Origin of the sequence: Helicobacter sp. 13S00401-1, from assembly GCF_002272925.1 — a bacterium.
GTDB lineage: Bacteria > Campylobacterota > Campylobacteria > Campylobacterales > Helicobacteraceae > Helicobacter_I.
Map to the genome: position 1 here is coordinate 22,770 of NZ_MLAR01000011.1, position 15,914 is coordinate 38,683.

16 protein-coding genes are annotated in these 15,914 nt (G+C 35.4%); 4 read left to right on the forward strand and 12 right to left on the reverse strand.

Annotated elements, in window-relative coordinates:
- Nucleotides 1-57 precede the first annotated feature (57 nt).
- The 5 genes from purQ to htpX are packed head-to-tail and all read right to left on the reverse strand — an operon-like array spanning nucleotide 58 to nucleotide 3,400.
- A complete protein-coding gene (purQ, locus tag BKH43_RS06360) occupies nucleotides 58-777 on the reverse strand; it encodes a phosphoribosylformylglycinamidine synthase subunit PurQ (RefSeq protein WP_095229760.1) in 720 nt (239 codons plus the stop codon).
- Nucleotides 774-1,016 (reverse strand): phosphoribosylformylglycinamidine synthase subunit PurS, encoded by a 243-nt coding sequence (purS, locus tag BKH43_RS06365; RefSeq protein ID WP_095229762.1) that lies wholly within the window; start codon nucleotides 1,014-1,016, stop codon nucleotides 774-776. Before purS ends, purQ begins: the two co-directional genes overlap by 4 nt.
- Before the next feature lie 34 nt (nucleotides 1,017-1,050).
- The gene (locus BKH43_RS06370; protein ID WP_095229764.1) at nucleotides 1,051-1,890 is read right to left on the reverse strand and encodes an ankyrin repeat domain-containing protein; all 840 of its coding nucleotides are present in this window, start codon (nucleotides 1,888-1,890) and stop codon (nucleotides 1,051-1,053) included.
- Nucleotides 1,891-1,926: 36 nt separating this feature from the next.
- The gene (locus BKH43_RS06375) at nucleotides 1,927-2,427 is read right to left on the reverse strand and encodes an HIT domain-containing protein (RefSeq protein WP_095229810.1); all 501 of its coding nucleotides are present in this window, start codon (nucleotides 2,425-2,427) and stop codon (nucleotides 1,927-1,929) included.
- A 34-nt stretch (nucleotides 2,428-2,461) separates the two neighbouring features.
- Entirely contained in the window at nucleotides 2,462-3,400 is a 939-nt protein-coding gene (htpX, locus tag BKH43_RS06380) for a zinc metalloprotease HtpX (protein ID WP_095229766.1), read from the reverse strand.
- Nucleotides 3,401-3,476: 76 nt separating this feature from the next.
- On the opposite strand from htpX, the gene BKH43_RS06385 reads away from it, so the two are divergent.
- On the forward strand, nucleotides 3,477-4,517 hold the full coding sequence (locus BKH43_RS06385) for an aldo/keto reductase (protein WP_095229768.1): 1,041 nt from the start codon (nucleotides 3,477-3,479) through the stop codon (nucleotides 4,515-4,517).
- A gap of 30 nt (nucleotides 4,518-4,547) precedes the next feature.
- Complete coding sequence (locus tag BKH43_RS06390; RefSeq protein WP_095229770.1) at nucleotides 4,548-5,273, forward strand: hypothetical protein; 726 nt, start codon at nucleotides 4,548-4,550, stop codon at nucleotides 5,271-5,273.
- Nucleotides 5,274-5,310: 37 nt separating this feature from the next.
- On the opposite strand, the gene BKH43_RS06395 is transcribed toward BKH43_RS06390, so the two are convergent.
- From BKH43_RS06395 to fabD, 4 genes are read right to left on the reverse strand one after another with little or no spacing between them, the layout of a single operon-like run.
- Entirely contained in the window at nucleotides 5,311-5,853 is a 543-nt protein-coding gene (locus BKH43_RS06395; protein WP_095229772.1) for a hypothetical protein, read from the reverse strand.
- A gap of 21 nt (nucleotides 5,854-5,874) precedes the next feature.
- Nucleotides 5,875-6,774: a UDP-3-O-acyl-N-acetylglucosamine deacetylase gene (gene lpxC / locus BKH43_RS06400; protein WP_095229774.1), complete on the reverse strand. Its 900-nt coding sequence runs from the start codon at nucleotides 6,772-6,774 to the stop codon at nucleotides 5,875-5,877.
- A 12-nt stretch (nucleotides 6,775-6,786) separates the two neighbouring features.
- Complete coding sequence (locus BKH43_RS06405) at nucleotides 6,787-7,497, reverse strand: septum site-determining protein MinC (RefSeq protein ID WP_095229776.1); 711 nt, start codon at nucleotides 7,495-7,497, stop codon at nucleotides 6,787-6,789.
- Nucleotides 7,498-7,546: 49 nt separating this feature from the next.
- Nucleotides 7,547-8,464: an ACP S-malonyltransferase gene (fabD, locus tag BKH43_RS06410; protein WP_095229778.1), complete on the reverse strand. Its 918-nt coding sequence runs from the start codon at nucleotides 8,462-8,464 to the stop codon at nucleotides 7,547-7,549.
- Nucleotides 8,465-8,543: 79 nt separating this feature from the next.
- Between fabD and hemE the strand changes: the two genes are divergently transcribed.
- A complete protein-coding gene (hemE, locus tag BKH43_RS06415; protein WP_095229779.1) occupies nucleotides 8,544-9,575 on the forward strand; it encodes a uroporphyrinogen decarboxylase in 1,032 nt (343 codons plus the stop codon).
- 249 nt (nucleotides 9,576-9,824) lie between these two features.
- Nucleotides 9,825-11,159, forward strand: a complete 1,335-nt coding sequence (locus tag BKH43_RS06420; protein ID WP_172402337.1) for a TolC family protein — start codon at nucleotides 9,825-9,827, stop codon at nucleotides 11,157-11,159.
- A gap of 201 nt (nucleotides 11,160-11,360) precedes the next feature.
- On the opposite strand, the gene BKH43_RS06425 is transcribed toward BKH43_RS06420, so the two are convergent.
- From BKH43_RS06425 to BKH43_RS06435, 3 genes are read right to left on the reverse strand one after another with little or no spacing between them, the layout of a single operon-like run.
- Nucleotides 11,361-11,666 (reverse strand): DUF3240 family protein, encoded by a 306-nt coding sequence (locus BKH43_RS06425; RefSeq protein ID WP_095229783.1) that lies wholly within the window; start codon nucleotides 11,664-11,666, stop codon nucleotides 11,361-11,363.
- 10 nt (nucleotides 11,667-11,676) lie between these two features.
- On the reverse strand, nucleotides 11,677-14,736 hold the full coding sequence (locus BKH43_RS06430; RefSeq protein WP_095229785.1) for an efflux RND transporter permease subunit: 3,060 nt from the start codon (nucleotides 14,734-14,736) through the stop codon (nucleotides 11,677-11,679).
- Complete coding sequence (locus BKH43_RS06435) at nucleotides 14,736-15,824, reverse strand: nickel-cobalt-cadmium resistance protein (protein WP_095229787.1); 1,089 nt, start codon at nucleotides 15,822-15,824, stop codon at nucleotides 14,736-14,738. Before BKH43_RS06435 ends, BKH43_RS06430 begins: the two co-directional genes overlap by 1 nt.
- Nucleotides 15,825-15,914: the final 90 nt, after the last annotated feature.

Sequence of the window (15,914 nt, forward strand, 5' to 3'; positions counted from 1 at the left end):
GTTTTTGACCTTTTTGATAGAGATTTTATTATTTAAAAAGCAAAACATATACCTACCTTAAACTAAGCCTAAAAGCATCTCTTTGCCCTCGCTAGGCAAGGCAAGGTTAGAATGTGTATGTTCATGAGAGTGAGTGTGATGATGATCGTGCTCATGTCCATGAGTATGAGTGTGTGTATGAGGATGGATAGCCCTTTCTGGATGAGGCATAAGCGCAAAGATGTTTTTATCTTTATTACAAATCCCAGCTATCTTAGATACAGCACCATTTATATCATCTTCATAGGTTAGTAAGATTTGGTTGTTATCTTTTAAGTCTTGTAACGTCTTTTCATCAACTTGATAGTTACCTTCCATATGAGCAACTGGCAAGGTTATATAATCTTTAGAGTAGTTAGCAAGCATCTTGTTATCTTTAGATTCTATCTTTAGCCTTACATCTTTACTTATAAACTTTAACCTAGAATTTCTCATCAACACCCCTGGCAGCATCCTAGCTTCACAAAGTATCTGAAAGCCATTACATATACCAAGTACCCTGCCACCTTTAGTAGCATACTCATTTAAGGCCTTCATACTCCTAGCCCTAGCAGCTATAGCCCCACATCTTAAGTAGTCTCCATAGCTAAAACCTCCAGCGATGATAGCTAGAGTAGTCTCACTTGGAAGAGCTTTAGTGTTAGCATCTATAAAGATAGATTCTAAACCCTGTGCGTCATAAAAGTTTTTTAAATCATAAGCGCAGTTTGTGCCTAGAAAGTGAAGTATAGCTATCATGATAAAACTTCTATCTTGTAGTCTTGTATGACTAGGTTAACTAAAAGCTCTTCACACAAAGCTATAGCTTTCATATTTGCCTCATTAACACATGAGACATCTAAGTCTATATAAAAAACTGTACTTTTTTTAAGGCTAGCTACTTTGTCATCTATGTGCAATAAAGCAGTATATATAGCCTTTGCTTCTGGATCTAAGATACCTTCTCTTGTGCTTACTTCTATCTTTACTTTTATCATTTTTTCAACCTTATATAATGTTTAGCATGACTAGCTACCAAAGTTTGAGTTCTTTTATAGTGGTATTATAAAGACTATTTGGCTTATTGCCTACTGAGTATTCTATATCAAAGCCATATTCTATGTTAGTAATCCCATCTTCACCTATCTTCAATAGCCCCAAAGACTTAGGAGGAAGAGGTAAGATAGCTATAGAATCTATAGTTGAATCTGGTGGCAAAACTCTATTAACAGGCATATCGCTTACTAAAGTTTTGTTTATATAAAAACTTACATAATTAACCACTACATAGTAATCACTTAGATTCCTTAAAGTTACTGCAACCCCGCCACTCCCAACTCTAAAAGCACTAGAAGAAAGTGCTAAAACGCTATCTTGTGTTTCTAGTGGAGGCAAGATAGTATTAGCCAAGATAAACTGTGCTGGGCTAACGCCTTCATCATTAGCCACCCTCATATCAGCCCCATATCTTAAAAGTAAACTCACCATATTAGGGTCATTATCAACGACAGCATAAGCAAGAGGAGTGTTACCTTTTATATCATCTTTTAAATTTGGATTAGCCCCAGCTTCTAAGAGGGCTTTAACATAAGGATATTTTCTTAACTCTACTGCTTTATGAAGGGCACTTTCTCCATTACTTAGTGCGTTAACCTTAGCACCTCTTTTTAAAAGGAGATAGAGTATCTCTGGGTTGTTGTTTTGCACGGCGACATATAAAGGAGTTAGACCTCTTACCCTCCCATTAACATCAGCTCCTAACTCTATGCCCCTTTTAACATCTGAGTAGACATTACTAGTTAGCAAATAGTCATAAACATTTGCATTTAAAAACACAAAAAGAGTAGAAATTAAAAATGCTAGTTTAACCATCTAGTCTCCTTGTTTAAATCCCTTAGCACCAAGTGCTCATATCTTAAAATGCTTCTTAGAAAGCTCTAAAATCTCTTTAAATATTATATCTTGATTAACACCATAAATCCTAGCAGAGCCTATAGTGGTTATAAAGTTAGTATCACCTATATAACGAGGCACAAAGTGCATATGTATATGCTCAGGGATTCCAGCTCCTCCTGCACGCTGCAAGTTCATACCTATATTTATCCCACTAGCACCATACTCTTCTAAAAGCGCTATGCCTTTTTGTGCTAAGGCGTTTATATGAAGCCATATTTTAGAATCTAAAATGCTAGGAGAGTTAACATGCACATGGGGTATAAGCATAAAGTGGCCAGGAGAGTAAGGGTACTTATTCATAACGCCAAAGCAAAACTCATCCCTATAAAAAACTCTATTTTGCAAGTCATCTTGTGGGTTTGCAGAGATATTACAAAAAACACAGCCTTCAACTTTTTCTTTAAAGTACTCTTCCCTAACTGGAGAGTATAAAACATCATAGAATCTTTTCATGGTTTTAATTGCTCCCTTACTTTCATCTAGACTTTTAGCGCCTATAACTTTTACCTTGCAAGGCAAGGATTCTACTTTCTACACTAGGATGAGTGCTAAAAGCTTCTTTTATACTAACTAAATAAGCAGCATTTCTTGCAGGATTAACCTCAGTATGAGAGTAATTAGTCTGTTTATAATCAGCACTAATTTTTTGAAGTGCCCTTATCATAGGTAGTGGATCTTTCATAATATAAGCCGCTCCAGAATCTGCCATATACTCCCTAGCCCTAGATAGATACATAAGTAAAACTAAAGTTATAAGAGGCAAGATAAGTTGGAGGGCAAAAAGGATATTTCTTGCGATACTGGCTCCAGAGTTTCTATTAGTAGGAAAGAAAAAGTAAGCTGCCATATTAGCCACAAAAACTAAGATGTTACTTAAGATTCCAACACTCATAGTAAGCCTTACATCATAGTGTCTTATATGGCTTAATTCATGAGCTATAACAGCAGTTAGTTCATCTTTTTCTAGCTTACTAAGCAAGGCTGTAGTTAGACATATAAGGCTGTTATCTTCACTCCATCCACTTGCAAAAGCATTCATAAATGGTGCTTCCATAACATAAAGCTTAGGGGTAAAGTTAGTTTTAGATGTTTTTACTAGACCTTGAAGTATATAATAAGCCTCTCTTTCTCTTGAGTTTAGCAAAGTAGCATTAGGATCTAAAAGCTTGTGTTTGGCTCCACCTAGCATTATCTTGCTAAAACAAGTTGTAGCTATATAGATAACAACCAAACTAGCAAGTATTAAGATAACAGTGGCTGTTGGGAAGATTTTAAATGTTATGAGATAATAGAGGCTTTGAGAAAAATTAGTAGAATTAATCCTAACTACATCAACTAATAAGCCTATAATGATATATATAAGCACGTAAGTCAGTAAAACATAAATGGTCTTGCGCTTATTTTCGTTGATAATCTTTTGAAACATAAACTTTCCTCGTCTTTCAAAATATACCTTTTATATTATACAATTTACCAAATTCCAATTTACAAAGGATGCATGAATGGAACAAAGGCACGTTAAAGGTAGTGGTTTAATCCTCCCTGCCATGACTTTAGGCACTGCTACTTTTGCAGGTAGCACTGAGCTTTTTAAAAAGTGGGGCACTACTAAGACTAATGAAGCTATAGCTTTACTTGAAACTTGTCTTGATTATGGATGCAACTCATTTGATACAGCTGATTGCTACTCTTGTGGTGATAGCGAGATAGTACTAGGTGAAGCTTTAAAGGCCATGAAGCTAGATAGAGAAAAGGTTTATATAAGCTCTAAAACTGGTATGTACATGGGTGAAGGGCCTAATGAGTTTGGAACTTCAAGATATAAAATCCTTCAAAGCATAGATGCGAGTTTAAAACGTCTTCAAACTGACTATATAGATCTTTACTATCTTCACTGCTATGATGCCTTAACTCCCCATCTAGAAGTACTTCAGACTTTAAATGAACTAGTGCGCATAGGAAAGATTAGATACTTTGGAGTTAGTAACTACTCAGGCTGGCATCTAATGAAAATGCTAAGCGTGGCTGATAGATACAATCTTTCTCGCCCCATAGCCCATCAAGCTTATTACTCGCTTGCTGCAAGGGAGTATGAGTTTGAACTTATGCCTTTAGCTTTAGAAGAAAACATCTCTACTATGCCTTGGAGTCCTTTAAGTGGGGCTTATCTAAGTGGCAAGATAACTAGAACTAAGATAGATTCTAAAGATAGCAGGCTTAGTAGTGGTGGGGCTTGGGATATAGATAAAGAACATCTTTTTAATATAACTGATGCCTTAGAGATAGTAACTAAAGAAAGTGGTTACACTATGGCACAAGTTGCCCTAGCATGGAATCTAAGTCGCCCTACTGTGACTTCTTTGATCATAGGTGCTACCAAACCAACCCAGTTAAAAGAAAATCTTAAAGCTAGTGAGATAAAACTAGATTCTAAACACATAGAGCTACTTGATAAAGCAAGCCAACTTAAGCCTATATACCCTTACTGGCACCAGCGTTTTGCTAACCTAGTAAGAGACCCAAGTCCAGTTAAACTCTACTAATAACTAAACACTAACTAAAAAGGAAATATCATGAAAAAACTAAACCTCATAGCCCCTTTGCTACTTTTAAGTCTACCTTTAGGCTTGCTAAATGCTGCTGATATAAAAGAAAATCTTACAGCCACTTTAAAACTGGCCTTGCACTCAAAGTTTTCTATACTTAAAATAGAAGATGCTAAGGCTAAAGGATTAAAGATAGTGACTATAAAAGGAGATAATGGCCTTCAAACCTCAGTTTTAACTAACGAAGATGGAAGCGTAGTTATAGCTCCAGATCCTGAAGGGATAGTAACTGGTAATAAACCTTTTATAGGCATGATACAAGCAAGCATCACTGAAAATAACAATGCCAACAAAGCCCTAGTTGATAAAAACGCCTTAGCTCTTTTTAAAACTTACAAAAATGACGTTATAACCCTAAAGGCTAATAAATCAAGTTCTAAAACTATACATATGATAGTTGATACAACCTGCCCTCACTGTAAGCAAGAGATAGACAACTTAAACTCTTATCTTGATAAAGGCAATGTAGAAATCCTAGTTGCTGGCCTACTAGGTGTTGAAGCTATGAATAGAGCTTCAGGTTTTTATGAAGAACTCCCTAAAGCTAAAACTCAAGAACAAAAAATCGCCCTACTAAAAAAAGTCTTTGAACACGACTATAATCCTAATGTAAAAGATAATAATACAGCCTTAAAAATTAGTGATAGCGTAGAAAAATCAGGCGTACATAGCATACCTTACATCATAGACTAGAAAAACTCTTAACCTATAAGTCTTATACAACTAAGACTTATAAATAGTTAGTTATATAAAGTGGTTCTAAAGGCTGCTTGAAATCTTTTAAGCTTAAAATCTCTGGCATATAAAACTCTATGCTTGGGCTTAGACTTTTTTCTAAAACTATAGACTTTAAGCCCTCTTCTTCTTTTAAAAAATAACTCATAGCTCCAAAAGCCTTTATCTCTTTACTTTGCGAAAAGCTAAATATATCTCCAGCATAAATATTTATATCTTTAGTTTTATGCAAAGTTTGAAGCGCTATATGAGTTAGCTTCATAGCACTTAGATTCCCAACTCCTCTAGCATAAAGTATGGAATCTAAAGTAGTTAGCTTTGAAAGGGCTCTTAAAGCCTTAGTATCAAAAAAACTTTTGTCATAATCTTGTTTTAAAAGTGCACCAAAAAGGGCGCGTAAGGAGTGAACTAACATACCTTCAAAGCTAAAGCTTTCAAGTCTTTTATAACTTATATCTTTGCTATTTTGAGAGTGACCCTCCTTTTCATAAAAGCCAACTTGAAAAGGAGGGATTAGTGTTTGGAGGGCTAAAGTCATCTTGCAAAACTAGCTTAAAGGCTAGTTACTTGCGTAAGAAAATGAGGTCTGAAGCGCTTTATCTTCTACTCTATCTTCTAAATCTATAATCTCATAACTACTTGCATCACTTAAAATCTTTTCTGTTAAAAAGTGATTTAACTTATGGCTCCCTGCAAAAGAGATATAACTTCCAACTAGGGGCATACCAAGTAGGGCCATATCACCTATGGCATCTAGGATTTTATGTCTTACAAACTCATCTTTAAAACGAAGACCTTCTTTGTTTAAGATTCCATTTTCATCTAAAACTATGCAGTTACTAAAGTTCCCGCCAAGTCCTAGTCCCATAGCTCTAAGTTGCTGCACTTCTTGTAAAAAGCCAAAAGTTCTAGCCCTTGCTATCTCTTCTTTGTAAGCTTGAAGGCTGTAGTTAAACTTATAGTGTTGTTCTTTTATGCTTGGGTGAGGAAAGCGTATAGTAAAGTCAAAGGTTATAGAATCACTAGGCTCAACTCTTACAAACTTATCTTTATCCCTAACTTCAACAGCCTTTTTGATAGATAGAATCTTTTTTGGTTTATCTAGCTCTTTTATGCCTGCTTCATCTATTAGCATACAAAAGCCTATAGATGAACCATCCATAATAGGGGCTTCTTCATTATCTAAGACTATACGTAAGTTATCTATACCATAAGCATGCACAGCTGAAAGCAAGTGCTCTATAGTTGAAATCTTTGCCTTCTGACTACCTATGACAGTTGCCATAGTTGTATCTATAACATTTTCTGGTCTTAAAGGCACAGACACACCAAGATCGCTTCTATATATAACTAGTCCGCTATCAGCTGGCAGTGGCTCTAATGCTAGATTAACTGGTACGCCCTTATGTAGTCCTATGCCTACTAGTTCCACTCTTTTGGCTATGGTTCGCTGTTTCATCACTTGCTCCTTTTAAAGTGGATTTAACTCTGTTATCTCTAATCTCTGATTAAGCCTTAGCATCTTTAGATTCGAGTTTAGATTGATGGCTTCTACATCTTCCTTATTTAAAATATTACCTTGAAAAGTTACTCTTCCAATAAATATATTTCTAAGAATTAGCACATCACCATCACAATTAATATTCCCCTCACACTTTTTACCAAGTATACTTAAGCTTCCCATACAAGTCACACTAGCCCCACTATGCACATTACCATGGATGACGCAGTCTCCTGCAGAAAAGATCTCTTCACCACTTCTTACATGCCTATTTATAACTAAAGTATCAGCATTTCGCGTGATAGTGCTATCGCTTATAGATTCCACATCATCACTTTCTTCTTTTAAAAGGGCTGCTTTTTTTAAGGAATCTAAAATCTTAGTCTCATCAAAAGCTGGGTCTATATCTAGGTCATCTTTATAGCACTCATCATCAAACAAACTAAGCCCATCATCACTTTCTTCTTCTTTAATATCTTTAAACTCAAGATACTGCATGTTCATGGAGCTTAAAAGCTTTTTTAAGCCTTCATCATTAATAGTGGCTAATAGCTCATCTTTAAAGCTAAAATAGTAGTTCCTTAAAAGCTCTGCATGCTTTAAAGTATAGGCTTTTATCTCATCTAGCGTACCCTCTTCAAACTCAAATACGCGTATGGTCTTTTGTCTGGCTTTTACCATTTGTATCCCTTGATATACTTGACCTTATATCGACTGTAAGTAAAGGTCTTTAAAGTTTGCCTAAGGTGCCTTTCAAACTCTCTGTATTATTGATGCTTAAAGTTTGCGCTCCTAACTTAGCGTTTAGCCCAGCTAAAACTGTACCATTACCAAACTCTATAAAGCAAGTTATGCCTTTAAGCTTAGCTACTTCTACGCACTCATGGTAGCGAACTGGCATAATTAGCTGACTAGTTAGGTTTACTAAAGCCTTATCTTTGCTTTTATAAAGCTCTAAAGTGGCATTACTTATAACTTCTATCTTAGAATCTTGAAGTTTAGATTCTAAAAGCGTTTCAAAAGGCGCGCACGCACTTTGTAATAAATCACAGTGGCTTGCAACTGACATATTTAAAAGTAAAGTTCTTTTAGCACCTGCTTCTTTTAAAACTGGCATAAAAGATTCTAAGTCTTTTTTAATGCCTGCTAGCACAGTTTGACCCTCTAAGTTAAAATTAGCTGCATAAACTTTAGCGCCCTTTTTTCTTTCTTCTTCACACATGGTTTTTAAAAGGCTTTCTTTTAGCCCTAAAACTACTAGCATGCCACACTCTTTATCTTCACAAGCCTTAGCCATAAACTCGCCTCTTTTATGAGTTAAGTTAACTCCATCTTCAAAGCTAGCCCCGCCATTTAAGCAGTAGCTACTAACTTCACCTAAAGAGTGCCCAAAGGCTAAAGTAGGTCTTATCTCACTTTCACTTTCAAAGATAGCTTGGGCCATAGCACTAACAGTAAAGATAGCTGGCTGGGTAAACTGAGTTAGATTAAGTCTGCTTTCATCTTTTAGTAAGTCTTCAAAATCACACTTTAAAACTTCACTTGCCCTCTGACTTAACTCTTTAGCTACCTTAAAGTTAGCTATAAAATCTAAGCCCATATTTAAGCTTTGAGACCCTTGTCCTGGATATAAAAATGCGTATTTCATATGATTAACCTTAGTGGTGGTGTTTATGTATAAAAAGTATAGTTTATAATTAAATAAATTCAATATGGAGAAAAAGCTAATGAGTAAAAATATTTTTATAGATGCTTGCTTTAAAAAACCAACACCTTACACGCCTATATGGATGATGCGTCAAGCTGGGAGGTACTTAAGCGAGTATCAAGAAGTAAGACGTGAGGCTAATGGCTTTTTAAATATGTGCAAAAACCCTAGCCTTGCTACTAAAGTGACCTTGCAGCCAGTTGATATATTAGATGTAGATGCTGCCATACTTTTTAGCGATATCTTAATGCTGCCTCATGAGATGGGATTAGATCTAGTTTTTGAAAACCACGTAGGGCCAAAATTTTTAGATGTTATAACTGATTTAGATTCTATAAAGCATCTAAAAGCTGGGGCTTATAAAAACTTAGATTATGTCTATGAAACGCTTTCTTTAACTAGAGCTAAGCTTGATAAATCTAAGGCTTTAATTGGCTTTTGTGGTGCACCTTGGACGCTAGCAACTTACATGATAGAAGGTCAAGGCAGTAAAAGCTATGCTAAGGCTAAAAAGATGCTTTATGCTAGTCCAGAGACCTTGCATGCTTTAATGAGAAGGCTAACTTCAGAGCTAAAAGGCTATCTAGAGTGTCAGATACAAGCTGGGGCTGATGCTGTTATGCTTTTTGATTCTTGGGCTAATGCCTTAGAAGATAGTGCTTATATGGAGTTTGGTTTTAGCTATATGGTAGAAATTAGCGAGCACATTAAAAGAGAGTATCCTCATATCCCAGTTATACTCTTCCCAAGAGGCACAGGTAACTTTTTGCATAAACTAAATGGAAACTTTGATGTTTTAGGAGTTGACTATCAAACTCCTATAGAAGAAGCTAAGCATAAAGCTGGATCAAAATATGTCTTACAAGGCAACTTAGAACCTGCAAGACTTTATGACTTTGATGCTATGAAGCAAGGAGTTGAACATATAATCGCTGTGATGGGCAAAAAACCAGGGCATATCTTTAACCTAGGGCATGGCATGCTTCCAGACCTACCAAGGGAAAATGCCATCAAGCTAGTAGGGCTTGTAAGAGAGCTAAGTGCTAGATAAATCTTATCTCACAGCATAGCTTTATAGAATCTTACTTAATAGAATTTGCTTTATAAAATCTAGCCCTTACCACTAAAGGCTAGATAAAGCCTCTATCTTAGCTACTGTCATATTTAAAAATCATTACAAAACTCATATATGAACAATTATAAGAATTACTCTATTTTCGCTATTTTCACCATTACCATGCTAACATTCATAGCACAAACTTTACAAAGCAAACACTCACTAGATAAAAGGACATCAGTTATGAGATCTAACTTAAGATTTAAAGCATTAGCGCTTATCTTACTACTCCCGGCAAATCTACTTTTTGCAGAGGTCTTAAGCATATCTGACTTTAAACGCGCCATAGATGCCAACTCCTTGGAGTTAAATAGCAACAAAGCCAACTATGAAAGCCAACTAAATCAAGCAAAAAGTGACATTTCTTGGCAGTTTCCCTACATAGAAGCCTCCGGAAATACAGAGCCAGATGGGAGAGGTGGAACTATGTTTACTTCAACTACGCTTTTTATGTTAAAACCAACACTTCCTTGGGTGAACTCGCTTTTAAAAGAAGCCCTAAAAGTAAAGGGTTTAGAGTATAAAGAAGCAACAGGGCTTGTAAAAAACATAGCTTTTATAAATGCAAAAAAGATGTATCTAACCTATGAGGCCATAAAAGAAAAGTATAGATATGACATACAAAGAGAGATAAACTTTTTAACACTTTTAAACATAGCTAAGAAAAAACTTGAAGCAGGTAGCCTTAGTCAAAAAGACTATGTAAACTTTGAAAGTGCTTATATAGCTGCTAACCTAACTAGTCTTTCTACTAAAAATGACCTAGTAAAAGCACAACAAGATCTCTATGTGATCTTAGGCTTAAAAGATGCCCCTTTTTTAAATAACTCATCTAAAAAAGATATATCAAACATACTATCAAATACAACTAGCGAGCTAGCAAGACTAAAAGAAGTAGAAAGAAGCATAACTCATAACCATAACGACTTAAGGGTTCAAGGTCTAGATATGAACTTTGAAAAGCTAAATGAAGCTCTAACCCTAGCTAAGCTTGAAAACTCGCCTTATATAAATATCCTTAACTCCCAAACTAAGAGCTATGAGCTTTTAGCTAGACAAGCAAGTAGAGATATATTTCCTGCAGGAGATTTAATAGTTGGTCTTGGAGTTAATACAACAGGACCTTCTACTGGAGCAGCTTTTGATGTGCAGATACCTTTGCCTATAACTAAAAAACAAACCCACTTAAAAGCTAAGTACATGGTACTAGGTCAAAGCACACTTTATAAATCTAATATCACAAAAAATACACTTAGGATCAAAGTAAAAGCCTATCTTCAACAAATGGACATATCAAGGCACTATATGCAGATAGCAAAAGAAGATATCAAGATAAAAAGAAAGTTAGCAGCCCTAACTAAACTTGCTTATGATGCACAAAAATCAAACCTATTTGAGTATATAACTTATGAAAATGCCTATGTAGATTCCCAAATACAGTTAGTAGACCAAAAGATACGCTATATACAAACCCTTGCACTCTTAGAAGAGACTTTAGGAGAGAGTTTTAGCAAGTAGTTTAAATCTATCTATAATCTAAGATTTCTAAATTACGTTACGCACTCATGTTAATGGGGATGTTTGAAGGTAATGATTCTATATTTTTAAAATAGAATCTAACATCTAAAAACAGCGTGAAAAAAGAAGGTCCCAGGCTATCTAGTTAGTCTTTGTAAGGACATAGCAAAAGGGCAAGACTTGAGATTAAATGTAAGCTTTTTAGTTAGTGTTTTTAGGCTCAAAGTGGCATATTACACAAGAACACTCTATCTTATAAACCTTAGCATGCTCAAAATGCTTTAAGACAAGAGCTGCTACATTTTGCGCTTCAACTTCATCTACATAAAACTTTATAAGCGCAAACTCCTGTCTACCACTTACCCTCTCTTTATCACTTGCTAGTAAGGTCTTAGAAGCATACTTTTGGGAATCTATATAAAAAAAGTCATTATAACCATGCTCTAAAAAGAGATCTACTATGTTGTCTTTGAATATGGACTTTATATGTATATCTAACATCACCATTTTTTATCCCTTATGTTAGCTTTAGCTTTTTAGCGATTATCTTAAATGTTGGAGGTAAGATTAGCAAAGTAAGTATGCTAGAAGTTACAAGTCCACCAAGTACAACTATAGCTAAAGGTTTTTGAACTTCAGAGCCTACGCCATGAGATAAAAGCATAGGCACAAGTCCTAGGGCTGCTATAAAAGCTGTCATTAAAACTGGTCTTAAACGTCTTTTTGCTCCCATCTCTACTGCTTCATCTATAGTATGGTTTTGTTTTATAAGCTGCACAAAGTAGCCTACCATAACAAGACCATTTAACACAGCTATACCAAAGAGGGCTATAAAGCCTACACTTGCAGGCACTGACATATACTCTCCTGATAAGAAAAGTGAGATAAGCCCACCAGTTACAGCAAAAGGTATATTTAAAAGTATAAGTAGTGATAAAGATATACTTCTAAAAGTAAAGAAAAGTATGAAAAAGATCACTAGTATGCTTATAGGTATAACAGTAGCAAAACGTGCATTAGCCCTTTGTTGATTCTCAAACTGACCACCATAGGTTATAGAGTAGCCACTAGGTAGTTTTACTTCAGAGTTTATCTTTTGTTTTACTTCATCTACAAAGCTTCCTAAGTCCCTACCAGCTACATTACTTCTTACTACGCTATATCTTTTACCACCTTCTCTAACTATGCTTATAGGGCCATCTACTTCTTTTATAGTAGCTATTGAAGTTATAGGCACTGCTAAGTCAGCATCACTTGCAAGCTCTAAGTTTTTAAGCTTAGCTATATCATAAGTTATGCTTTCATCTTGGCGGATAATAACTGGTGTTCTTATAAAGCCTGAAGGGATGTAGTCTACAAAGATTCCTTCTAAAGAGCTTTTCATAAACTTTGAAAACTCATCTGTGCTTATACCAGCCCTAGCCATGGCCTCTCTTGAAGGGGTTATATAAAGGTAGTTTACTCCTTTATTAAGCGCAGTATAAACCTCACTACTTCCATGGACCTTTCTTAAGATATCTGCTATCTGCGCACTTAGTTTATTTAACTCATCTATATCAGCACCAAAGATTTTTATAGCTAGATCTCCCCTAACTCCAGTTAGCATCTCACTAGTTCTCATCTCTATTGGTTGAGTGAAGATAAAACTAACTCCTTTTATATCTCTTACAGCATTATTCATCTTTTCTATTAGTTCTTTTTTAGTTTTTACCTTCCACTCTTTATGAGGTTTAACAGAGATAAAAAGATCAGTTTGATTAAGCCCTGATATATCAAGCCCTAGCTCATCACTACCTGTTCTTCCAACTATCTCTTTTATCTCTGGAACTTTTTCCATTAAAAGCTTTTCTATCTTTAAGACTATCTCGCGAGACTGAGGCAGCGATATAGAAGGTACTGTTTCAACTGTTAAAACTATCTCTCCTTCATCAAGATTAGGCATAAAAGCCTTGCCGATATAAGGAAAGAGAGAGAAAGAAAAGACTAAGAAGATAAGGGCTATAACTATAACTTTCTTAGGGTTGTTTAGACAAAACCTTAGGCTTGGATTATAGATATAGTTAAAAAAGCGTATCAAAAAAGTATCTTTATGAGGCTTAGCTTTTAAAACAAGTGAGCTTATAACTGGGATAACTGTAATAGATAGGATTAAAGAGCCAATTAGCGCAAAAACTATAGTTGCACCAAGTGGAGAAAACATCTTGCCCTCTAAACCTTCAAGCGTTAAGATAGGTATAAAAAATACTATGATGATAATTATCCCACTTACTACAGAAACTGATATCTCTTTACAAGATCTATAAATAGAGTGAAGTTTAGTGGAGTTTTGATCGTGGCTTAGCCTCTCAAAAGCGTTTTCTACCATAACTACAGCACTATCTACTAAGATTCCAACTGCGATTATTAGCCCTCCTAAACTCATTAAATTTGCCGTTATATGAGTAAAGTGCATAAGTATAAAAGCTACACTTAAAGCAAGAGGTAGTATCACGCTAACTGCAACAGCAGCCCTTAAGTCCCCTAGGAATAAAAATAGCAGTATGATGATTAAAACTATGGCTTCTATAAGCACTTTTATGACATTATCAACAGCTTTTTGGGTTAGATCAGATCTGTTGTAGTAAGTTATTAACTTTACTCCTCTTGGGAGTTCTGCTTTTATCTCATCAAGCTTTTTTTCAACTGCTGTGATAGTGTTTTTAGAGTTAGCTCCTTTTAGACCTAAGACTACAGCTTGCACTGTTTCTTCATTGCCATCACGAGTGATAAAACCAAGACGCGTCAAGTGATTTTGCGTAACAGTTGCAAAGTCTTTTATACGCACATAGCCACTTTTAGTAGAGATGGCTATATTTTCTATATCATCCATATTCTTAGCAGCAGATTCTATTTTGACGATATAAGATTCGCCTTTACGGTTTATGATACCCGCACCGTCATTTTTAAGATTCTCTTTTAAGGCATCTTCTAGCTCATTCATGGAAATTCCAAGCTTAGCCATATCATGAAAGTCTGGAATCACAACATAAGCCTTAGCATAACCTCCCATAACACTTACATCAGCAACACCCTTTATACTTCTAAGTGCTGGCCTTATGGTAAAGTCCATAAGCTCTCGCTTTTCAGTTAAAGATATATCCCCTTCTATAGTTATCATATACATATCACTAAGTGGAGTGACTATGGGGGCTAGAGAAACACTAACTCCTTCAGGGAGATCTGGCAAGATGTTAGCTAGCTTTTCACTAACCATATTTCTCGCTAGGTAGATATTTACAGAATCTTCAAAGTCTATAGTTATATCAGCAGTTGAGTACTTACTTGTGCTTCTTAAGGACTTTTGACCTTGCAAGCCTAATAAGTCAAGCTCTAAAGGGCGTATAACTCTGTTTTCTAACTCTTCAGGGCTTGCTCCTGGATACTTTACTACTATCCTAACTTGAGTGCTACTTACATCTGGATAAGCATCAATTGGTATATTAATAAAATTATAAACGCCGTATATAAAAAGCAAACAAGCCATGATGACAACGATAATGCGTTGTCTTAGTGAAAACTCTATAATCTTTGCGAGCATTATTCTCCTTCGCCTACGCCATTTATAATGCCTTTAAGTGTAACTAAAGATCCGCTTGCTATGGATGTGCCTTTTTTTATCTCTGGTGAAGTTATGATAAAGGCATTATCTCTTTCTTCTAAGACATTAACATTAATTGGCAAAAAGCCTGTTTTGGTTTTTTTGAAAACTAAGTAGTCATTATTATTTTTTATGATGGCATCAGTTGGAACTACAAAGGCGTTACTTGGTATGCTTCCTGAAATATAGACTTCTATTATCTCGCCTACTTTATAGTCACTGCCTTTAGTATTGGTTATATTAGCTATAGCGCTTATGCTGTTTGAGTTTTTATCTACTACGACTGAAACTGTGCCTACATAACCTATGACATTACCATTTGAATCCATAACTACATCACCAACACTTATATTATCTTTCATGCTTAAAGGAACTCTTATGGTAGCTAGTAGTTTTTTTGAAGTTGAGATTCTAATAAAGGGGCTATAAGCTGGTATCTTTTGACCTATATAGTTTGGAGCTACACTTAAAGTCCCACTTCCATTAGCCCTAACCACAAAACCATATTTACCTCTAGGGTTGTTAACATCTATACCAAATAGAGTAAGGGTATAAGTTATCTCACCTAGTTTTAACTTAAACTCATTCATAGCTAAATGGCTAGCTTGGGCCTCCCTTTCAGATATAACGCCTTCTTCAAAAAGCTTTTTATCTTTTAGTGCTATATCTTTTGCTACGTTGTATTTAGATAGGGTGTTTTGATACTCAAAAAAGAGATTACTTAGCTCATTAGAGCTAATCTCTGCTATCTTTTCACCCTTTTTTACTTTCTGACCTTCTTTTTTGTAGATATTAACCACTATAACTTCAGAGCTAGTAGTTCTTGTATATCCTTCTTTACCATCAAAGTCTATAACAGCACTAAAAGGTATGCCCTTACCAGTATAGTTTTCATCCACAGTAGTTGTGGTTAAACCCATGTAGTCCATGTCTTTTTGGCTTACTGTGATTGGTTTATAGGTGTGGGCACTTAAACTTGTTATGCTTAAGGTGATTAGAAATGTAAAAAAGGCTACTAGTATCTTCATATTTCATCCTTGGCTTTTTGTATCATAGATCTTCATAGCAATCATCTTTTTAATGGATATGCACACTATTCTATCTTAGAATTATTATTT